At 60.9% G+C, this 18,364-nt stretch carries 17 protein-coding genes and 2 pseudogenes; 6 read left to right on the top strand and 13 right to left on the bottom strand.

Annotation, left to right across the window (positions count from 1 at the left end; translation table 11 throughout):
* Positions 1-42: 42 nt before the first annotated feature.
* The 3 genes from CUC44_RS11675 to CUC44_RS11665 all read right to left on the bottom strand — a co-directional run bounded on the left by CUC44_RS11675 (position 43) and on the right by CUC44_RS11665 (position 3,189).
* The gene (locus CUC44_RS11675) at positions 43-987 is read right to left on the bottom strand and encodes a chemotaxis protein CheV (protein WP_100860131.1); all 945 of its coding nucleotides are present in this window, start codon (positions 985-987) and stop codon (positions 43-45) included.
* A 347-nt stretch (positions 988-1,334) separates the two neighbouring features.
* The gene (locus tag CUC44_RS11670) at positions 1,335-2,435 is read right to left on the bottom strand and encodes a porin (RefSeq protein ID WP_100860130.1); all 1,101 of its coding nucleotides are present in this window, start codon (positions 2,433-2,435) and stop codon (positions 1,335-1,337) included.
* A 343-nt stretch (positions 2,436-2,778) separates the two neighbouring features.
* Positions 2,779-3,189 carry a CBS domain-containing protein gene (locus CUC44_RS11665; RefSeq protein ID WP_100860129.1) on the bottom strand — a complete coding sequence of 137 codons (411 nt, stop codon included), beginning with the start codon at positions 3,187-3,189 and terminating at the stop codon, positions 2,779-2,781.
* Positions 3,190-3,342: 153 nt separating this feature from the next.
* Here CUC44_RS11665 and CUC44_RS11660 point away from each other — a divergent pair, with 153 nt between their 5' ends.
* The 3 genes from CUC44_RS11660 to CUC44_RS11650 are packed head-to-tail and all read left to right on the top strand — an operon-like array spanning position 3,343 to position 6,555.
* Positions 3,343-5,253, top strand: a complete 1,911-nt coding sequence (locus CUC44_RS11660; protein WP_100860128.1) for an ABC transporter ATP-binding protein — start codon at positions 3,343-3,345, stop codon at positions 5,251-5,253.
* Positions 5,246-5,707 (top strand): DUF2390 domain-containing protein, encoded by a 462-nt coding sequence (locus CUC44_RS11655; protein ID WP_208621062.1) that lies wholly within the window; start codon positions 5,246-5,248, stop codon positions 5,705-5,707. The genes CUC44_RS11660 and CUC44_RS11655 overlap by 8 nt, the downstream gene beginning before the upstream one ends.
* Positions 5,701-6,555, top strand: a complete 855-nt coding sequence (locus tag CUC44_RS11650; protein ID WP_100860126.1) for a 23S rRNA (adenine(2030)-N(6))-methyltransferase RlmJ — start codon at positions 5,701-5,703, stop codon at positions 6,553-6,555. Before CUC44_RS11655 ends, CUC44_RS11650 begins: the two co-directional genes overlap by 7 nt.
* An 80-nt stretch (positions 6,556-6,635) precedes the next feature.
* Here the strand turns inward: CUC44_RS11650 and CUC44_RS11645 are convergent, their stop codons facing one another.
* Complete coding sequence (locus CUC44_RS11645; protein ID WP_100860125.1) at positions 6,636-6,845, bottom strand: hypothetical protein; 210 nt, start codon at positions 6,843-6,845, stop codon at positions 6,636-6,638.
* 178 nt (positions 6,846-7,023) lie between these two features.
* On the opposite strand from CUC44_RS11645, the gene CUC44_RS11640 reads away from it, so the two are divergent.
* Together CUC44_RS11640 and CUC44_RS11635 are read left to right on the top strand one after the other, a co-directional pair.
* The gene (locus CUC44_RS11640) at positions 7,024-7,386 is read left to right on the top strand and encodes a DUF2061 domain-containing protein (RefSeq protein ID WP_100860124.1); all 363 of its coding nucleotides are present in this window, start codon (positions 7,024-7,026) and stop codon (positions 7,384-7,386) included.
* Positions 7,387-7,489: 103 nt separating this feature from the next.
* A complete protein-coding gene (locus CUC44_RS11635) occupies positions 7,490-8,092 on the top strand; it encodes an MliC family protein (protein ID WP_100860123.1) in 603 nt (200 codons plus the stop codon).
* A gap of 75 nt (positions 8,093-8,167) precedes the next feature.
* On the opposite strand, the gene putP is transcribed toward CUC44_RS11635, so the two are convergent.
* The 9 genes and pseudogenes from putP to CUC44_RS11590 form a co-directional block, all read right to left on the bottom strand.
* Positions 8,168-9,682 (bottom strand): sodium/proline symporter PutP, encoded by a 1,515-nt coding sequence (putP, locus tag CUC44_RS11630; RefSeq protein WP_100860122.1) that lies wholly within the window; start codon positions 9,680-9,682, stop codon positions 8,168-8,170.
* 274 nt (positions 9,683-9,956) lie between these two features.
* Positions 9,957-10,883, bottom strand: coding sequence for a L,D-transpeptidase family protein (locus CUC44_RS11625; protein ID WP_157812780.1), 927 nt, complete (start codon positions 10,881-10,883; stop codon positions 9,957-9,959).
* 172 nt (positions 10,884-11,055) lie between these two features.
* Complete coding sequence (locus tag CUC44_RS11620) at positions 11,056-12,312, bottom strand: mechanosensitive ion channel family protein (protein ID WP_100860120.1); 1,257 nt, start codon at positions 12,310-12,312, stop codon at positions 11,056-11,058.
* Positions 12,313-12,446: 134 nt separating this feature from the next.
* Positions 12,447-13,646 (bottom strand): acetate kinase, encoded by a 1,200-nt coding sequence (locus tag CUC44_RS11615; RefSeq protein WP_100860119.1) that lies wholly within the window; start codon positions 13,644-13,646, stop codon positions 12,447-12,449.
* A 226-nt stretch (positions 13,647-13,872) separates the two neighbouring features.
* A complete protein-coding gene (locus CUC44_RS11610) occupies positions 13,873-14,343 on the bottom strand; it encodes a NanQ anomerase/TabA/YiaL family protein (protein WP_100860118.1) in 471 nt (156 codons plus the stop codon).
* A gap of 302 nt (positions 14,344-14,645) precedes the next feature.
* Positions 14,646-15,752 (bottom strand): 1-acyl-sn-glycerol-3-phosphate acyltransferase, encoded by a 1,107-nt coding sequence (locus tag CUC44_RS11605; RefSeq protein WP_100860117.1) that lies wholly within the window; start codon positions 15,750-15,752, stop codon positions 14,646-14,648.
* 172 nt (positions 15,753-15,924) lie between these two features.
* Positions 15,925-16,054, bottom strand: a pseudogene (locus tag CUC44_RS21285) (30S ribosomal protein S5 alanine N-acetyltransferase); the annotation flags it as partial.
* 51 nt (positions 16,055-16,105) lie between these two features.
* The gene (locus CUC44_RS11595) at positions 16,106-16,657 is read right to left on the bottom strand and encodes a GNAT family N-acetyltransferase (protein WP_100860116.1); all 552 of its coding nucleotides are present in this window, start codon (positions 16,655-16,657) and stop codon (positions 16,106-16,108) included.
* Positions 16,654-17,211, bottom strand: a complete 558-nt coding sequence (locus CUC44_RS11590) for a GNAT family N-acetyltransferase (protein WP_100860115.1) — start codon at positions 17,209-17,211, stop codon at positions 16,654-16,656. Before CUC44_RS11590 ends, CUC44_RS11595 begins: the two co-directional genes overlap by 4 nt.
* Before the next feature lie 348 nt (positions 17,212-17,559).
* Here CUC44_RS11590 and CUC44_RS11585 point away from each other — a divergent pair.
* Positions 17,560-18,360: pseudogene (locus CUC44_RS11585) on the top strand (hemagglutinin); the annotation flags it as partial.
* Positions 18,361-18,364: the final 4 nt, after the last annotated feature.

Genomic DNA, 18,364 nt, shown 5'->3' with positions numbered 1-18,364 from the left:
ACTTGGCAATACAGCAAGCCTCTTGATGTCGTTGAACTGGCCTCAAGCCTCCAGGATCTGGCGTAGCCGCTCCTGGGCGACCCCCACCAGCAGATCTGGCTGGAACTTGGAGATGAAGCGATCGCAGCCAACCTTCTTGACCATGGCCTCGTTGAAGTTACCGCTGAGCGAGGTATTGAGGGTGATGAAGAGATCGGCCATGCGCGGATCGCTGCGCACCTCGTGGGTGAGCCGGTAGCCATCCATCTCTGGCATCTCGGCATCCGTGATCATCAGCATGATCTCGTCGGTCACCTTCTTGCCCGCATCGCACCAGCCCTTGAGCAGCTTGAGGGCTTGCAGGCCATCCTGGCACTCGATCACCTCAAGCCCGAGCTGGGCAAGGGTTTCCCGCACCTGGTTGCGGGCCGTGCTGGAGTCATCGACGATCAGCACCTTGCGGCCATGCATCTGGGGCAGGATCTCCTTGTCCAGCACCTCGGCCGAGATGCGGATGTCGTAGGTGATGATCTCCGCCAGCACCTTCTCCACGTCGATGATCTCGACGATCTGATCGACCCCCCCTTCCGGGACACGGGTGATGGCGGTCAGGTAGTTGGAGCGACCGGCGGAGCGCGGCGGCGGCAAAATGTCCTTCCAGGTCATGTTGACGATATGGGCCACCTGCCCCACCAGGAAGCCCTGAATGGTGCGGTTGTACTCTGTGATGATGAGGTTGGAGTCGCTGTCGACCGCCATGGGGCGCATGCCGATGGCGCCGCGCAGGTTGATCACCGGAATGGAGACGCCGCGGATATTCGCCACGCCGCTGATGTTGTGGTGTGCCCCCGGCATCTTGTTGAGATGGGGCAGCTTCACCACCTCCCGTACCTTGAACACGTTGATCGCAAACAGCTGCTGGGAGCCCAGGCGGAACATCAGCAACTCCAGCCGATTCTCCCCCACCAGCTGGGTACGTTGATCCACTGAATCCAATATGCTCGCCATATAACGCCCTTACGTCCGTTTCCCGAGTGTCGCCCCAGTATAGGAGCGACCTGCAACCACACCCGCATGCTCGCCGCCAGGGCGGCGCGGGTCATCTAGAGATAATGAAAAGAGCCGGGGAAAGATAGGGATTTGGCCACAGGGCGTGATCCTCGCCCCATCCTGCGCCGCCGGCATCAACAAACCGGCCCCATCAGCCCGACAACAGGGTTATCGACCAGAGCGGGGCAATGCTGAACCCGGGATTTGTCTCTACCTCTGTTTGGCGGGCAGAAATCGCGCCCATAAAAAAACCGGCCGCAATGCGGCCGGTTCAAACATACAACAGTAGGCAGTCAGGGAATGACTTAGAAGTTGTACTGCAGTGCTACCGCAACGATGTCGTCGGTAGACTTGCCCAGGCTGTTCATGTTGGTAGAACCAACTTCGTCCAGCAGGTTGATCTTGTAATCAACGTAGGCGTTGAAGTTGTCGGTGAAGTTGTACCAGGCACCCACAGAGACGTACTCGGTGGCGGTGTCATCGATACCGTGAGCACTGTCTTTCACGTCGGTGCGCAGGTAAGCCAGGGACGGCTTGAACTTCGGAGTGATGTTGTACTGCACGACGGCTTCGTAGCCATCCATCTTCTCGGCGTAACCGCGCATGGAGCCGGTATCGACGAACAGGTGGTCTTCACCGTGGGAGTAGGTAGCAGCCATGTACAGGTCGCCGAGGGTGTACTTGGCACCCACACCGAACAGCTTGGCATCGTTGTCGCCGCCGAAGCTCACGTTCTCGGACTGCTCGTCGGTCTTGCCAGCCTGGTTATAGGCAGCACCCAGGCTCAGGCCCATGTCGAAGTCATAGTTGGCAGACAGGGCATAACCTTCGGAGGAGCCTTTCGGATTCCAGTCACCGTTGACGCCAGCACGATTGCTGCGGCTTTCGTTTTGCGGGTCGTTGTTACCGGTGAACTGGGCGCCCAGGGTCAGACCCTGCCAGTTGTAGATGTACTGGGCCAGGGAGTTGGTACGACCGGTACCGAACACGTCAGTGTCCTTGCCCAGGCCGTCACCGCCCCACTCAGGCAGCACGTCGGTGTAGTTGTTCACGGCTTTGGTGAACAGGCCATCTTGACGACCGTAGCTGAAGGCACCGAAGCGATCGTTCTTGATACCGGCGTAAGCGTAACGCAGCTCGTCATTGTCAGAGCCGGACACCGGCAGGTTGTACTCGGCGAAACCGAAAGCGGTGGTTTCGTTGTCAATCTTGGTCTCGCCTGCAACGTGCAGACGCAGGTAGCTGGCATCGCCTTCGCTGGCGTCGTCATCGGTACCGTAGTACATGCCGTTGACACGGCCGCCGATGTCCAGCTTGGAGCCATTCTGATCGTAAACAGTTGCAGCTTGTGCACCACCGGCCAGCAGCAGGCTGGAGATGGCCATCGTCAATGCTGTCTTTTTCATTGTTAGTTCCTCTGGTGTAAACACTATCTATCAGACCTGTGCTCGGTCGTTATGATCGGGTTTATGTTCCGATGACCTAGGGTAGATCCGGAAACCTTGACTGGAACTGAAGCGGTTGATGATTAATTCGAGAATGCCACTTGAAGCCGGTTTTTCACGACATAAAATGTCGCCGACCTTGACTATTGTCGATATTTAAATCTGATAATTGTGATTTGTCGGAATTAAGTATGAATAAATGATGAACAAGGCAGGCGTTTATATGGGCGATGATAGCATCCCGGTGGCGATAAAAACACCTCCTTCGCCGGTCGTCAGGCCCCGGGATCCTGCGGGCACGCCCTCAGGCCGGAGTCCAGGTCTGCATGACCCTCAGCAGGTCCTTCCAGCTGACGATGCCGACCAGGGCGCCGTTTTCCAGCACCGGCAGGCAGGAGACATTCCTCTCCAGCATCAGCGTGGTGGCCGCCTGCAGGGTCTGATCCGGCGCTATGGTGACGAGCTGACGGCTCATTACCTGATGGGCGCGCCGGTTGAGGGTTTCTGTGTCCCGGTTCATCTCGGCGTCCGTGTCGAGATAGGGGCTGATGGCGCGCAGCATGTCTCGGTCCGAGATGACCCCGACCAGCGCCTCCTCTTCCACCACCAGCAGATGACGGAAGTGGGCCTGCTCGAAGATCTCCTTGATGACGTTGAGCCTGTCGTCCATGGAAACGGTCGCGATCCGGGTCGTCATGATCTCTTTAATCAGCATGCCAGCCTCCTGCCCCTTACTGATGTCACTGTTATGGCACGTTTTTCTACCCGCAGCCAGTCGGCTCCCCTCGCCTCCAGTGCAAATTCGTGCCATTTCACGTAAAATCCGCGCCAGTTTCTCCCCTTCATTTGAGCCAAGCAGACCCAATCCATGATAGTTGCCAGTCAAATCGAACTGATCCGCGGCGGCCGCAAGCTGCTGGACGACGCCTCCTGCACCATACATCCCGGCCACAAGGTGGGTCTGGTGGGCAAGAACGGCTGTGGCAAGTCCACCTTCTTTGCACTGGTGCGGGGCGAGCTGGCCATCGACAACGGCAGCTTCAGCCTGCCCGCCGGCTGGCAAATCGCCGGGGTCGCCCAGGAGACACCGGCGCTGGACTGCTCGGCCCTCGAGTATGTGATCGACGGCGACAAGGAGTTCCGCGCCCTGGAAGCCCAGCTCGCTCAGGCCGAGCAGGATGACAATGGCCTGTTGGTCGCCGAGCTGCACGGCAAGCTCGACACCATAGGCGCCTACAGCATCCGTGCCCGCGCCGCCGAGCTGCTGCACGGCCTCGGCTTTGGCGGCGACCAGCTCGCCTCGCCGGTGCGCAGCTTCTCCGGTGGCTGGCGCATGCGCCTGAACCTGGCCCAGGCCCTGCTGTGCCGCTCCGACCTGCTGCTGCTCGATGAACCGACCAACCACCTGGACTTGGACGCCGTCATCTGGCTGGAGAAGTGGCTCAAGGGCTATCAGGGCACACTCGTCCTTATCTCTCACGACCGCGACTTCCTCGATTCTGTCATCAACCGCATCATCCATATCGAGAACGGCAAGCTCAACGAATACACGGGCGGCTACTCGGACTTCGAACTGCAGCGGGCCGAACAGCTCGCCCAGCAGCAATCCATGTACGAGAAGCAGCAGCGGGAAATGTCCCACATGCAGGACTATGTGGACCGCTTCCGCTACAAGGCCTCCAAGGCCCGTCAGGCCCAGAGCCGCCTCAAAGCCATGGAGCGGATGGAGAAGATCCTGCCGGCCCACGCCGACTCCGAATTCAGCTTCGAGTTTCGCGAGCCCTCGGCCCTGCCGACCCCGCTCATCGCCATGGAAAACCTCAGCGCCGGATACGGCGACAAGGTGATCCTGGAGAAGATCAAACTCAACCTGGTACCGGGCTCACGCATCGGCCTGCTGGGGCGCAACGGCGCCGGTAAATCCACCTTCATCAAGATGCTGTCGGGCAGCAACCCGCCCCTGTCGGGCAAGCTGGAGGTGAGCGCCGGCGTCAGCATCGGCTACTTCGCCCAGCACCAGCTCGAGACCCTGCGCCTCGATGACACTCCGCTGGATCACCTGGCCCGCCTCGCGCCGGACAAGCCAGAGCAGGAGCTGCGCAACTACCTCGGCAGCTTCGGCTTCCACGGTGACAAGGCCCTGGACAAGGTGGCGCCGTTTTCTGGTGGCGAGAAGGCCCGCCTGGTGCTGGCCCTCATCACCTGGCAAAAGCCCAACCTGCTGCTCCTGGATGAACCGACCAACCACCTGGATCTGGAGATGCGCCACGCCCTGACCATGGCGCTGCAAGGCTTCGAAGGCGCCATGGTGGTGGTCTCTCACGACCGGCACTTGCTGCGCACCACCACGGATGACTTCTATCTGGTACATGGTGGCCGGGTCGAGCCCTTTGACGGGGATCTCGACGACTACCACAAGTGGCTGAACGAGCAAGAAAAAGAGGCCAACGCCAAACCAAGTGACGGCCCCGTCTCCGCCAACTCTGCCATCGCCCGCAAGGATCAGAAGCGGCGCGAGGCTGAGTTCCGGCAAGCGACCCGGCCGCTGCGTCAAAAGCTCGAGAAGCTCGAGGCCAGCATGACGAAACTGCAGCTCAAGCTCGGCGCGGTCGAGGAGCAGTTGGCGGATCCCGCCATCTACGAGGAGAGCGCCAAGACCAAGCTCTCCGAGCTGCTCAAATCCCAGGGCCCCATCAAGGATGAGCTGGAAGGGGTGGAGCTCGAATGGATGAGCCTCTCCGAGGAGCTGGAAACCCAGGAGCAAGCCTTCTTTGCGTGACACAGCGACCATGACGGACGAAAGGATCGCCAGCCACGAGCTGCCGAGCCCCGTCGAGTTCTGGCACTGGAGCGGCAAGCATTACGGCCAGCGCAGCCAGGACTGGCTCGAGGTGCAGACACTCGGCGGCAACGTCAACCTGGCCCTGCTGCTGCACCGGCTGGATCAGGACGGCATCCCGGTCAGTCTCCTCGATCTAAAACCCGCCCTCACCCATACCGAGGCCGTGTTGGTGCCCTGGCGCGCCTTGCGTGCGAGCGCCAAGTCGCGGCTCGATGAGGCCGAGTACCAGAGCATGCTGGCCCACGAGCTGGAACTGGAACGGTTGCAGCAAGGCGTCTTGCTGCAGACCCTGCGCGCCCTCCCCCTTCGCCGGGGAGAGAGCCACAACCTGTTGAACTATCTATCGTTACTGGGGGCCCAGCAGGGCCCCCTCAGAGACCTAATATGCTGAGTTATCGCCACGCCTTTCACGCCGGCAACCACGCCGACGTGCTCAAACACGCCGTCCAGGCCCTGATCATCGAGTCCCTCAAGAAGAAGGAGAAACCCTTCATCGTGCTGGATACCCATGCCGGCGGCGGTCTCTACGACCTGCGCGGTGACTGGTCCCAGAAGAAAGCGGAGTATGCCGATGGCATAGGCCGGCTGTGGGATGAGCGGGCCGATTGGGCCACCATGGCCCCCTATCTCGCCGTCATCGAGGAGATGAATGCGAGCGGCGAGCTGCACTACTACCCGGGCTCCCCCGAGCTGTCACGCCGTCTGCTGCGCGAGCAGGACAAGCTGGCGCTGATGGAGCTGCACAACAACGAGGTGGAAGACCTGCGTGCCAACATGGGTTACGACCCTCGTGTCGCCGTGCACCACCGCGATGGTTTCGAGGGGCTGATCGCCCTGCTGCCGCCGACCCCCCGCCGCGGCCTGGTGCTGATCGACCCCCCCTATGAGCTGAAAGAAGACTACTTTGCCGTGGTCGATACCCTGAAAAAAGCGCAGAAGCGCTGGGCAACCGGCATCTATGCGCTCTGGTATCCCATCCTGGGGCAGGAGGCGGACAAGTCCCGCGATATGCTCAAAGCCATCAAGCGGGAAAACTTCGGCAACGTGCTGGTGGCCGAGCTGGAAGTGGCCGGCCAGACCGCAGATTGGGGCATGAACGGCTCAGGCATGCTGATCATCAGCCCTCCCTGGATGCTGGCCGAGCAGATCGAGGCTTTCTTGAAGCCCCTGTGCGCCAAGCTGGCTCAGGGCGCCGGCGCCCAATACAGGGTGGAGTGGCTGAACAAGATTGAGGAATAAGCACCTTATCCTCATGTAAAAAGGCCCCTTGCGGGGCTTTTTTAGTGGCGCAATATTATCTGGCACTCCCTTACTGATACCTATGACTGGAGCGCCGGCTTGTCCCGCCACAGGGCCAGGATCAGTAACGCCAGCAGCGCCATGGGCGGGAACAGGCAGAGCAGGGCGCAGAGGGTAGCGATGAGCTTTGGGTGATCGATCTTGCGGCGGGCCAGCCGATAGGCGATAAACCCGGCGATCACCATCAGCAGCAGGATGACGTATCCCGCCAAGGTTGCATTGATATTCATGAAAGATCCTTTTTCATGGAAAAACAACAGTCTAGCGATCAGATCCCGTCGAACAACCCCCCATCTGGCCGTCATCGCCGAGCCGATAGGTTTCTCCTATCACAACCATAAATGAGAATTGTTTTCACTTAGGTGATTTCCGAGGCATACTCTTCTCATCACCAGAGGGAGTACCATCATGATCAAGACCATCAGCTTCGCCTGCCTGCACTTCGCCGTCGCCTTCACCCTGGCTTATCTGCTGACCGGTGAACTGCTGACCGCCAGTTTGATCGCCCTCGTCGAGCCCGCCGTCAACACGGTCGCCTTCTACTTCCACGACCTTGCCTGGCACAAGTTCAAGCCCAATCACAGCCTGCAGGCCAAGACCAGCAGCTTCGCCGTCGTGCACTTCTCGGTGGCGTTTGGCGTCGCCTTCCTGCTGAGTGGCGAGCTGCTCACCGGCGGCGTCATGGCCATGCTGGAGCCCGCCGTCAATACGGTCGTCTTCTTCTTCCACGAGCGGCTGTGGCGCGCCCGCCAGCGCCTGGCACTGGCCTGATGACAGCCGCTGTCGCCATCCCCTTCGGCCCGCGTATAAAGGCTTAGCCAAGGTAGGGTTTCTATGTTCTAGTGCCTCATCACCACCCGATGGAATCTTGAACATGGACAAACGACTGCTGGCCCCACTGCTGCTTCTCCCCCTCTCCCTGCCGGCCCTGGCCGGCACAGCCCCCTCCTTCGACTGCGCCAAGGCCCACAGCAGCGCCGAGCAGCTGATCTGCAAGGATGCCGGGCTGGCCACGTTGGATAACGAGCTCGCCGCCCTCTATCCCAAGGCGATCGCCAACTTCTCCCCCGAGCAGGCGAAGACCGAGAAGGCGATGCAGCGCGGCTGGATCAAGGGTCGCAACGAGTGCTGGAAGGATGCGGACCCCGGCAAGTGCATCGAGTCGAGCTACCAGATGCGCATCACCGAGCTTCAGGTCAAAGGAGGCCAGCTGGTGGTCCCCTCCCCCGTGCTATACCAGTGCGGCAAGGATCTGGCCCTCACCGCCTACTTCTACAACGACGGCAAGCTGCCCGCCACCGTCATCAACCTGGGCACCGATCAGCAGGTGCTGGCCTATGGCGTCCCCACCGGCAGCGGCGCCCGCTACGAGGGGCAAAACCTCAGCCTCTGGACCAAGGGCAAGGAGGCCCTGCTCGAACGCTACGGCCAGCCCAACCTCTCTTGCCAACAATCGGGCAAGGGTAGCAACGAATAATCCCAGCCCCGGTTTGTGAAATGAAAAAGCCCCGCAGTGCGGGGCTTTTGTTATCTGAGACTTATCTCGCAGGCATCATTTCACCGCGATGGGCTCACCCAGGCTGGCGGGAGTATTGAACTCGCGCTCGGCCTCGTCGAAGCGATCCAGCATGGCCTTGGACGGGGCCTTGTCCAGCAGGCTGAACACCACAATCGACAGGGCGGAGAGCAGGAAGCCCGGGATGATTTCATACAGACCAAGCCAGCCGAACTGCTTCCAGACGATGACGGTCAGGGCACCGACCAGCATGCCCGCCAGGGCGCCGTTGCGGGTCATCCGTGACCAGAGCACGGAGAGCAGCACCACGGGACCGAAGGCGGCACCGAAACCGGCCCAGGCGTAGCTCACCAGACCCAGCACCCGGTTCTCCGGGTTCACGGCCACCGCGATGGCGATGAGGGAGATCAGCAGCACCATGGCACGACCGACCCAGACCAGCTCCTTCTGGGAGGCGTTCTTGCGCAGGAAGGGCTTGTAGAGATCTTCCGTGATGGCGCTGGAGCAGACCAGCAGCTGACAGCTCAGGGTACTCATCACCGCAGCCAGGATGGCGGAGAGCAGCACACCGGCGACCCAGGGGTTGAACAGGATCTTGGACAGCTCGATGAAGACCCGCTCAGGGTTACCGGTGACGCCGGCGGCCTGCTCGGTGAAGGTGCTGAAGTAGGCCAGACCGAAGAAGCCGATGGCCACGGCGCCGCCGAGACACAGCACCATCCAGGTCATGCTGATGCGACGGGCGCTGGCCATGGAGTGGTGGGAATCCGCCGCCATGAAGCGTGCCAGGATATGGGGCTGACCGAAGTAACCCAGGCCCCAGGCCATCAGGGATATGATGGCGATGAAGTCCAGATTCTTGAACATGTCGAGGTTGCTGGCACTCTGCGCCGCCACCTGCACCATGGCGGTGTCGATGCCGCCGACGGCGATGATGACAAACACCGGGGTCAGGATCAGGGCGAAGATCATCAGGGTAGCCTGCACAGTGTCGGTCCAGCTCACCGCGAGGAAACCACCGAAGAAGGTGTAGGTGATGGTGGCCGCGGCACCGACCCAGAGGGCCGTGCTGTAATCCATGCCGAAGGTGCTCTCAAACAGGCGGGCACCGGCCACCACGCCGGAGGCGCAGTAGATGGTGAAGAACAGCAGGATCACCAGGGCGGAGAGGATGCGCAGCACCCGGCTCTTGTCCTCGAAGCGGTAGGTGAAGTAGTCCGGCAGGGTCAGGGCGTTGCGGTTCTTCTCGGTATGAACCCGCAGCCGGCCTGCAACCCAGCGCCAGTTGAAGTAGGCACCTATGACCAGACCGATGGCGATCCAGCTCTCCGAGATGCCGCCGATGAAGACGGCGCCCGGCAGGCCCATCAAGAGCCAGCCACTCATGTCGGAGGCACCGGCGGAGAGGGCGGTGACCCAGCTCCCCATGCGGCGGCCGCCGAGGATGTAGTCGTCAAAGTTGCGGGTGGCGCGATAGGCGACAAAACCTATCAGCACCATGCCCAGGATATACACCAGGAAGGTGATAAGCATTGGGGTGCTAGCTGTCATTCAAAACTCCGTTATGTGACGTGTGTACCCGTTCTGACGACGGGCTCTTCCTTAAAAACCGGCATAGAGTAATCAGCAGATCCCATAAGCTCAACTGTTTTTAACAAATAAAAAACACAATGAAACCGTTTGCTAACTAACTAAGTAACCACTCAAGGATGAATTAGCCGGATATTATGCCACGGCAGCAACGACTTATCCTGACCGGCGCCTTTCTCGCCTTTATAAAAAAGCCCCGGCCGGAGCCGAGGCTTTTTTTTTGCAGATTGAGAGATCAGCGATTGATGGCGATCGGCATGCCGCTGCGTTGCTCCAGGGCCTGTTTGACCAGCTGGGAATCGCTGTCGGCGTGGGCCAGGAAGCGGGTCACGGCCGGGGTCATGGGCAGGGGCGCCGGCAGGCTGGAGTTGAACTCCTCCTCACTGCGGGACAGGGGCTGATGCACTTCCAGGTAGCGGTTGCCATCCGGTTCGACCGAGGCCTTGATCGGCTGGTTGATGAACTGGACGCGGGTACCGACCGGGACCTGCTTGAACAGGTACTCGATGTCGTCGTTACGCAGGCGCACGCAGCCGTGGCTCACCCGCAGGCCGATGCCGAACTGGGCATTGGTGCCGTGGATGGCGTACATCTTGCCGATGTAGAGCGCGAACAGCCCCATGGGGTTGTCCGGGCCGGCCGGCCAGACCGCAGGCAGGGTCTCGCCACGAGCGGCGTACTCGGCGTGCATCTTGGCTGTCGGGGTCCAGGTCGGGCCCGCCTTCTTGCGCTGCACGCTGGTCACCCAGTTCTCCGGGGTGTCGGTACCGAGCTGGCCGATGCCGATGGGCAACACCTGCACCACCTTCTTACCCTTGGGGTAGTAGTAGAGGCGCATCTCGGCCACGTTCAGCACAATGCCCTCACGCGGGGCATCCGGCAGGATCAGCTGGTGCGGCACGATGAGCTTCTCACCGGCCTGCAGCAGCAGGGGATCCGCCTTGGGGTTCGCTTCCAGCATGTTGGTCAAACCGAGCTGAAACTTGGCCGCGACCGCTTCCAGCGGCTGACCCGCCTCTTCTGCCGGCACCACGTATTCCGTGTTCTCGCCCACCAGACGGCTGTTGGCCGCAGGCAGGGCATATTCGACAGCAAGCGCAGGCATGGCGGTCAGGATCAGGCTGCAGCACAGTGCAGCCGCAGTGTTGTGGAGGAGCTTCATAACTTTCCTGTGATAAATGGGGTGATGCAAGGCTCTGAGCCCGACCGGGAATGGGACCCCCATCCCCGGGCGAAGAGAAGGCGGCCATTTTTCTCCTCTGCGGGTAAAAATTCAACCGACAAATGGGGCGACGGGCACACGGATATTAAGCCACGACCTATCGCCGCCAGGCCTAGCCGTGGCTGACCGTCTCCCTCTGCCAGGCACGCATGTCATAACCTGTTGGAGATTGATGCAAACGCAGATGAAACTGTCCAATAATGGCGAATATGTGGTCGAAAATATCGGCCTGTATTCCCTCATAGTCGGCCCAGGCGGTGGTCGCCGTGAAGCAATAAATCTCCAGCGGCACCCCCTCGCTGGTCGGCGCCAGCTGGCGCACCATCAGGGTCATGTCCTTGCGAATGTTGGCGTTGGCCCTCAGGTAGGCATCCAGATAGGCGCGCAGGGTGCCGAGGTTGGTGAGGTGGCGGCCATTGATGGGACAGTTGAGCGCATCGCTGAGCTGCTGGTTGTAGGCGCTCAGCTCCTGCTGCTTGCGGCTGAGGTAGGGCGCCAACAGTTGTGCCTGCTTGAGCTGCAGCTGCTCTTCCGGGGTCAGGAAGCGCACGCTGGTCATGTCGATGTTGACGCTGCGCTTGATGCGGCGGCCGCCGGACTCCGTCATCCCCTGCCAGTTCTTGAACGAATCCGAGATCAGCGCATAGGTGGGAATGGTGGTGATGGTCTTGTCCCAGTTAGACACCTTGACCGTGGTGAGACCTATGTCGATCACCTCGCCGTCGGCACCGTACTTGTCCATCTGCAGCCAGTCACCCACGCTCAGCATGCGGTTGGCTGAGAGCTGGATGCCGGCCACCAGGCCGAGGATGGGATCCTTGAACACCAACATCAAGACCGCTGTCATGGCCCCCAGGCCGCTGAACAGGATCAGCGGTGACTTGCCAAGCAGCAGGGCGATCATCAGGATGCCCACCAGGATGCTGCCGACCAGCTTCACCCCCTGGAAGATGCCGCGCAGGGGCAAGTCCCGCCCGAGCCGGGTGTTGCGGCTCAGGGAGAGCATGCAGTCGAGCAGGGCGAACAGGGAGAGCAGCAGGAACAGCAAGATCCAGAGCTGGGTCACCATCTCGATCAACATCAGGCTGTCGGAGTTGCGGGGCAGCCAGATCTCGGCCTGACCGAGCAGCACGGCCCCCTGCAACACGAAGGCGAGCCGGTGGAACAGCCGCTTTTGCAGCTGGGGTGGCAGCCACATCTGCTTGGCCTTGCCAAGCAAGCCCACCAGGCGCACCAGCAGCACCCGGTGCAGCACCAGGTGCAGCATCAACGAAGTCAGGACGATGAATCCCAGGGCGATCACCAGGGCCATCAGGTTCGTGACCTCGACCCCCATCTCCGTCAGCCAGCGAAAAAAGCTCTCTTTCATCCCTACCTCCACTACATGAAACAGCCTGTCAGGGTACTGGTCTCGCCCGCCATGTCAAATGACAAACCCATCAACCGTCGCCGAAAACGACAACGCCCGGCACGGGCCGGGCGTTGTGATTCAACAAGATGGCATCAGCCAACCAGGCTCAGGGCATCGCGAGCGATGACCAGTTCCTCGTTGGTGGGCATCACCAGCGCCAGCGGGCTGTCAGCCGTGGTGATGCGACCTTCCCCACCCAGTACGGCGGCGTTGTTCGCTTCTTTATCCACCTTGAAACCGAACAGGGCCAGGCGGGCCAGCACCATCTCGCGTACCATGGCGGCGTTCTCGCCGATGCCACCGGTGAACACCAGGGCATCCAGACGACCGTCCATGGCAGCGGCATAGGCACCGACGTACTTGGCCACCCGGTAGGTGAACACGTCCAGCGCACGCTTGGCACCGGCATCGGTGGCGTAGTTGGTGGTGACGTAGCGGCAGTCGCTGCTCGCCTCCGTCATGCCCAACAGGCCGGACTCGCGGGTCAGGCAGTGGTTGATCTCGTCCACCGTGTAACCCAGGTTGTCGTGCATGAAGAACACGATGGCCGGATCGATGTCGCCGCTGCGGGTGCCCATGGCCAGCCCTTCCAGCGGGGTCAGCCCCATGGAGGTATCGACGGATTCACCGTTGCGAATAGCGCAGACGGAGGCACCGTTGCCCAGGTGGCAGTTGATCATGTTGAGCTCAGCCAGCGGCTTGCCCAGTGCCTTGGCGGTCTCTTCGGCGATGAAGCGGTGGGAGGTGCCGTGGGCGCCGTAGCGACGGATGCCGTGCTCTTCATACAGCTTGTAGGGCAGCGCGTAGAGGTAGGCCTCTTGCGGCAGGGTCTGGTGGAAGGCGGTGTCGAACACGGCCACGTTCTTCTCGGCCAGGGCCGGGAACACCTTCAAGGCGGCACGGATGCCGATGAGGTGGGCCGGGTTGTGCAGGGGCGCGAACGGAATGGCGGCCTCGATGCCGGCGATCACGCCATCATCGATGCGTACGGAGCGGGAGAACTGCTCGCCGCCGTGCACGATGCGGTGGCCGATGGCGACCAGCTGCTCGGCAAGAGAAGGATCCTGGGGCAGGATCTGACCCACGATGTGATCGAGGGCGGCCTGGTGAGCGGCACCCGCTCCCAGCATGGCTTCACCCTTGACCCCGTGGAGTTTCCATTTGATACGTGCATCATCCAGATTGAAGCATTCGGCCAGGCCGGACAGCTTGTCCTCACCCGTTTCGGCGTCCATTACGGCAAATTTCAGGGAAGAGCTACCGCAGTTAAGGATCAATACCAACTTGCTCATGTTCTACATCTTCCTGTGCTTCGGCGTTACGCCGACAGTGTCGTGTCATCCAACATGGATGGGATTCCCCTGCCGGGGGCTTATGGTCGCAGGAAAGTGCGTCCAATTTTTCAATTCGTCGGTGCGGGCCCCGGGGGCGCGGCACACTTATGGCATCTTTAACGCGAGGCAAGCCCGCATGCATCCTGCATGTCTCGCCTCGGGCGGGGCCCCGCGCTGCTGACGGCTACAGGCCTGCCAGCAGGTCCTTATGAACCTTGACCACCAACTTCTTCACCTTCGCGGGGGTGGTCAGGGTGCAGAGAGGGCGATGCAGTTCTCCCGGAGAGAAGATGGCGAAGTCGCCGGGCTGCAACGCCAGATAACTGGTCTGTTCGTCATCGACGAACCAGAGATCGGGATAAGGATGATCGGCGCCTTCGCGCTCGTAGGCATGAGGGCCTACCCCGATCCACTCCTCACCAGAGAGCAGCAGCTGGATGTCCAGATACTGCTCATGAAACTCACCACGGCGTGCGGCAACCGGCTCGGTCAGCTCCTCGCTCACCAGACAGAACAGCCTGAGGCCATCGATCTCTGTCTTGCCGAGGGGGGCGTCCCGCCAGTGGGCCACGTCCTTCACCACCTCGGCCATGATGCGGGCCAAGGGCGCGGGCAAGAGGGTGCGGTGCAAGGTATCCAGACTGCCGGTGATCATCAGATGCGCATCCTTAGGTGTATTCGTCGTCTATCTTCGTCTGCCAATGAAAAAGGACCCGTCAAAGGTCCTTGTCTAGCGCCGTCTGCCATCCATGCAGACTGAAGAAGAGCATAGGTCATCTCGTCGGCGCCGCGTCACTGTTGCACAGTCGCTCGTTCCTTGCCAAGAGATACCCGCTCATTCACCAGATGATCGTACCAGCTGAAACAATATTATTCACTAGCGAAATGCCGCCGACTTTGACCAGACGCAAAAACGGGAGCATCTGCTCCCGTTTTTTTCTACCCAACCGGTTTCATTCAAGCCTTTTCGGCGTTCTCCACCGGTTTGGCGTACATGGCACGCCAGATAGCCTTGTGCTCATCCGGCACCTCTGACTGGCGAGTCAGGAAGGCGGTCTGCTCTATGGTGCTGGCCTTGCCAGGCACATCAGCCGCCAGATAGTTGCCGGGGAAGAGGCGATAGCTGCCCCAGATGGCCTTGTCGATCAGGGCGGCGAGCTCGTCCGGATCGCTGAAGCCGTCGGTAATAGGGGCGCCGAAGGAGACATGTACCCGCCCCTTCTGGCCGACGATGCCGGCGACGATACTCTCGATGTCCTCGAACTCGCCCTTCTCGTAGCTGCCGTTGACGGATTTTTCGTACAGCTCCCGCGCCTTCGCCTTGTCGGTGGGATCCACCTCGTAGCTGATGCTGACCGGCACTATGTTCAGGCTGCGCATGTAGTCGACGAACGGAACCTTCTGCTTCTTGCCGTCCACGTAGAACATCTTGAGGATGGCCGGATCCGTCTTGTCGTCACCGTTCTTGGCGCGCCCTTCCTTCTGGGCGATCCAGATGGAGTGACCCTCGTGCACCGACTGGCCGATATAGGCCGACAGCTCGCCGAGGGCCTTCATCATCTCCCGCGGCCCCTTGGCGGAGCGCTTGACGATGAAGCTCTTGTTGAGTTTCATCAGCTCGGTGGCGCAGGGTTTGCGCAGCAGATTGTCACCGATGGCGATGCGCACCGTGTCGAAACCGTGGGTGTGCAACCCCCAGTTGACGAAGGCGGGATCCATGGCGATGTCCCTGTGGTTCGAGACAAACAGGTAGCCCTGCTCCTTCTTCAGGTGCTCGATGCCGGAGAAGGTCACACCCTGGGTAGAGGTGGCAATCATCCGGCTCATGTAGCGGGTGACCCCAAGCTGCACCTGACGCACGGTGGTGACCTTGGACCACTTGCGGCGCAGGAACTGGCGGATCAGCGGGCGGATGGCCCAGCCCAGCCAGCTCATCAGGGAGCCGAAACGATATTTGGCGATGGCACCGATAAACTCATCATCCTGGATCAGTCGTTCGATGGCGGCCGGTACTTCATCATCGCGATAGGGGCGAATGTCCGCGAATCTGTCTACTTCTGTCACAATGTCAGCCTTGCAAGTAAGGAGGCGCGGCCAACAGCTGCTGGCCGGGAAAATTCAGGGCGCAATTTTACACGCTTTTCGAAGCAGGGGTATGAGATGCGCACCGATAGCGCAATCTTATCGCGAAAAGGCTGCCCGAATCACATCTGGTGTGACCAGATGAGACCGTTCCTCAATCCTGGACGTCAGGATCGATCAGCGCGGTCAGGACATGGTCCTCCCAACGGCCGTTGAAGATAGTCCCTGGCATACCCCTCCCGCTCGAAGCCAAGCCGCTCGAGCAAAGCGCCGCTGCGTAGATTGCGCTGATAGCCACATAGCTCGCCATGATACGAACTGAACCTTGCCCCTGCTCAGACCGCCGGATTGATCAGCGCGGTCAGGACATGGTCCTCCCAGCGGCCGTTGATCATCAGATAGTCCCTGGCATACCCCTCCCGCTCGAAGCCGAGCCGTTCCAGCAGGGCGCCGCTGCGCAGATTGGCCGGCATGTAGCTCGCCATGATGCGGTGCAGACCGAGCTCGTTGAACAGATACCCGATGCCGGCACCGACCACCTCCTGCATCAACCCCTGCCCCTCGTACTCCTTGTCGATGGCATAGCCGAGATGGCAGGCCTTGAACATGCCCATCATGATGTGGGTGAAGTTGCAGGTGGCGAGCACGCACTCACCGCTCTCATCGAGCGCGACCAGCTGCACGGCACTGCCGTCGAAGAACTGGCTGTAGCCGTCCCGCAGGCGCTGGCGCCAATGGTCCAGGGTATAGAAGCTCTCGTCCCGCACCGGCTCCCAAGGGCGCAGGTGTTCGCGGTTGCGCAGGTAAAAATCCAGCATCAGGCAGGCCCGCTCCGGGGTCAGCACGGTCAGCCGGGTGCGGACCGTGGTGATGACGGGCAGTGTCATCCGTGCTCCCGCTGGCGCAGCCAGTCGTCTCGCAGCAGGCCATAGTGGACGTGATCCACCACCCTGTCCGCCAAGCGCTCCGCTCGCCGGATAACCCCTTCCTGGGTCATGCCGAGCCGCTCGCACACGGCCCGGCTCCCGTCGTTCTCGGTGGCAGCGCTGATCTCTACCTTCTCCATCCCCATCTCCTCGAAGGCGTGGTGGATCATCGCCTGGCAGGCCCGGGTGATGATGCCGTTGCCCTGCCAGCGCTCCGCCAGCCAGTAGCCGATGATGACCTTGCCGAGCGCCTGATCGATCTGGTTGTAGCCGATGACGCCGACCACCTCCCCCTGATACTCGATGGCGGTGGTGAGCCCCTCACCTCGGGCGAACTTCTCGATGGCGTGACGGATGAAGGTGGCGGTATCGGCCGGTTGTTGGATATAGGGCACCCAGGGCAGCCACTGGGTCAGGTAGTCACGGTTGCGCTGACACAGGCCAAACAGCTCGCTGGCCATATCGGGCTGCAGGAACAGGAGCGCCAGCTCATCATCCAGTTGCCATGAAAACATCTCTCTTCCTCCCTTGCCGCTCTCCATGAGCCACCATGGGGCCAATGTAGTCAATCAACCCCTTGTCTGCCAAGGACTTTCAGCCCGACTCACCGACTGGCAACCCCCATATGGATGTGCCCATTTGGACACTGGTTTTAGGACATGGTCATTCTCAAGCCCCTGCGGAATAAACAACCAATCCAACAAACAAAAGCAGTTAAAACCGATCGCAAAAGTCGATCCTGCTACCACTTCGTGCCGCTCTGTCACATATGACAGGGAGTAATTTCAGGCCGGACCACTAGTGTAGGAACGCCGGGCAAAGAGACCCGGAATACAATCTTCATCGACTTAAGGAAAGACGAGATGAACAAAGTTTATTTGGCCGTGGTACTGGCCTGCTGGGGAAGCGCCGCCATGGCGGCAGAACAGGTGGAAGTGAATCAGGTTGCCGGCATCCAGGGAGTACCGAGCGGTGCCGCAGGGGTCAGCGCCCTGGCCGGGGATGGGGACTACCGTCAGGTACGGGTCGTCAAGTTGCCCAACGGCCAACAGCGGGTGCGCTATGAGCAGACCTGGCACGGCGTCCCGGTCTGGGGTCAGGTGCTGGTGGCCGAGCAATCCCTCGGTGGCCAGATAAGCCAGATCTCGGGCCAGATCCTGCGCCAGATCGACGCGGATCTGAGCAGCCCCACCGCCACCCTCACGCCGGCCGATGCGGCCCTCAAGGCACGCGCCGGCGCCAAGGGCAGCAACGAGCGGGTCAAGCTGTTCGTGATGCAGGATGAGGCCGGTCAGGCCCGCCTGGTCTACCTGGTCTCCTGGCTCGCGGCGAGCGATGAGCCAAGCCGCCCCTTCGTGGTGATCGATGCCCAGAGCGGCAGCGAACTCAAGCGCTGGGAGGGGATCAACCACAAGGACGCCACCGGACCTGGCGGCAACACCAAGACTGGCAAGTACTTCTATGGCGCCGACTTCGGCCCTCTGCAGGTGGATGACAGCTGCCGCATGAGCAGTGCCAATGTGGATACCATCAACCTGAACCACGCCACCTCAGGCGGCGCCGTTCACCAGTTCACCTGCCCGGAGAACACGGTCAAGGAGATCAACGGTGCCTATTCTCCCCTCAACGATGCCCACTACTTCGGCAACGTGGTGTTTGACATGTAAC

It is taken from the genome of Aeromonas lusitana, assembly GCF_002812985.1.
Classification (GTDB): domain Bacteria; phylum Pseudomonadota; class Gammaproteobacteria; order Enterobacterales; family Aeromonadaceae; genus Aeromonas; species Aeromonas lusitana.
The sequence above is the reverse complement of the archived record's forward strand: the minus strand, read 5'-3'. Positions and strand labels throughout refer to the sequence as shown.

Coding starts and splice junctions, on each gene's coding strand:
- CUC44_RS11595 (WP_100860116.1), bottom strand. CDS start 16,657: ATGACACTGCCCGTCATCACCACGGTCCGCACCCGGCTGACCGTGCTG.
- CUC44_RS11670 (WP_100860130.1), bottom strand. CDS start 2,435: ATGAAAAAGACAGCATTGACGATGGCCATCTCCAGCCTGCTGCTGGCC.
- CUC44_RS11675 (WP_100860131.1), bottom strand. CDS start 987: ATGGCGAGCATATTGGATTCAGTGGATCAACGTACCCAGCTGGTGGGG.
- CUC44_RS11645 (WP_100860125.1), bottom strand. CDS start 6,845: ATGAATATCAATGCAACCTTGGCGGGATACGTCATCCTGCTGCTGATG.
- CUC44_RS11640 (WP_100860124.1), top strand. CDS start 7,024: ATGATCAAGACCATCAGCTTCGCCTGCCTGCACTTCGCCGTCGCCTTC.
- CUC44_RS11610 (WP_100860118.1), bottom strand. CDS start 14,343: ATGATCACCGGCAGTCTGGATACCTTGCACCGCACCCTCTTGCCCGCG.
- CUC44_RS11635 (WP_100860123.1), top strand. CDS start 7,490: ATGGACAAACGACTGCTGGCCCCACTGCTGCTTCTCCCCCTCTCCCTG.
- CUC44_RS11665 (WP_100860129.1), bottom strand. CDS start 3,189: ATGCTGATTAAAGAGATCATGACGACCCGGATCGCGACCGTTTCCATG.
- CUC44_RS11660 (WP_100860128.1), top strand. CDS start 3,343: ATGATAGTTGCCAGTCAAATCGAACTGATCCGCGGCGGCCGCAAGCTG.
- CUC44_RS11615 (WP_100860119.1), bottom strand. CDS start 13,646: ATGAGCAAGTTGGTATTGATCCTTAACTGCGGTAGCTCTTCCCTGAAA.
- CUC44_RS11625 (WP_157812780.1), bottom strand. CDS start 10,883: ATGAAGCTCCTCCACAACACTGCGGCTGCACTGTGCTGCAGCCTGATC.
- CUC44_RS11650 (WP_100860126.1), top strand. CDS start 5,701: ATGCTGAGTTATCGCCACGCCTTTCACGCCGGCAACCACGCCGACGTG.
- CUC44_RS11590 (WP_100860115.1), bottom strand. CDS start 17,211: ATGTTTTCATGGCAACTGGATGATGAGCTGGCGCTCCTGTTCCTGCAG.
- CUC44_RS11620 (WP_100860120.1), bottom strand. CDS start 12,312: ATGAAAGAGAGCTTTTTTCGCTGGCTGACGGAGATGGGGGTCGAGGTC.
- putP (WP_100860122.1), bottom strand. CDS start 9,682: ATGACAGCTAGCACCCCAATGCTTATCACCTTCCTGGTGTATATCCTG.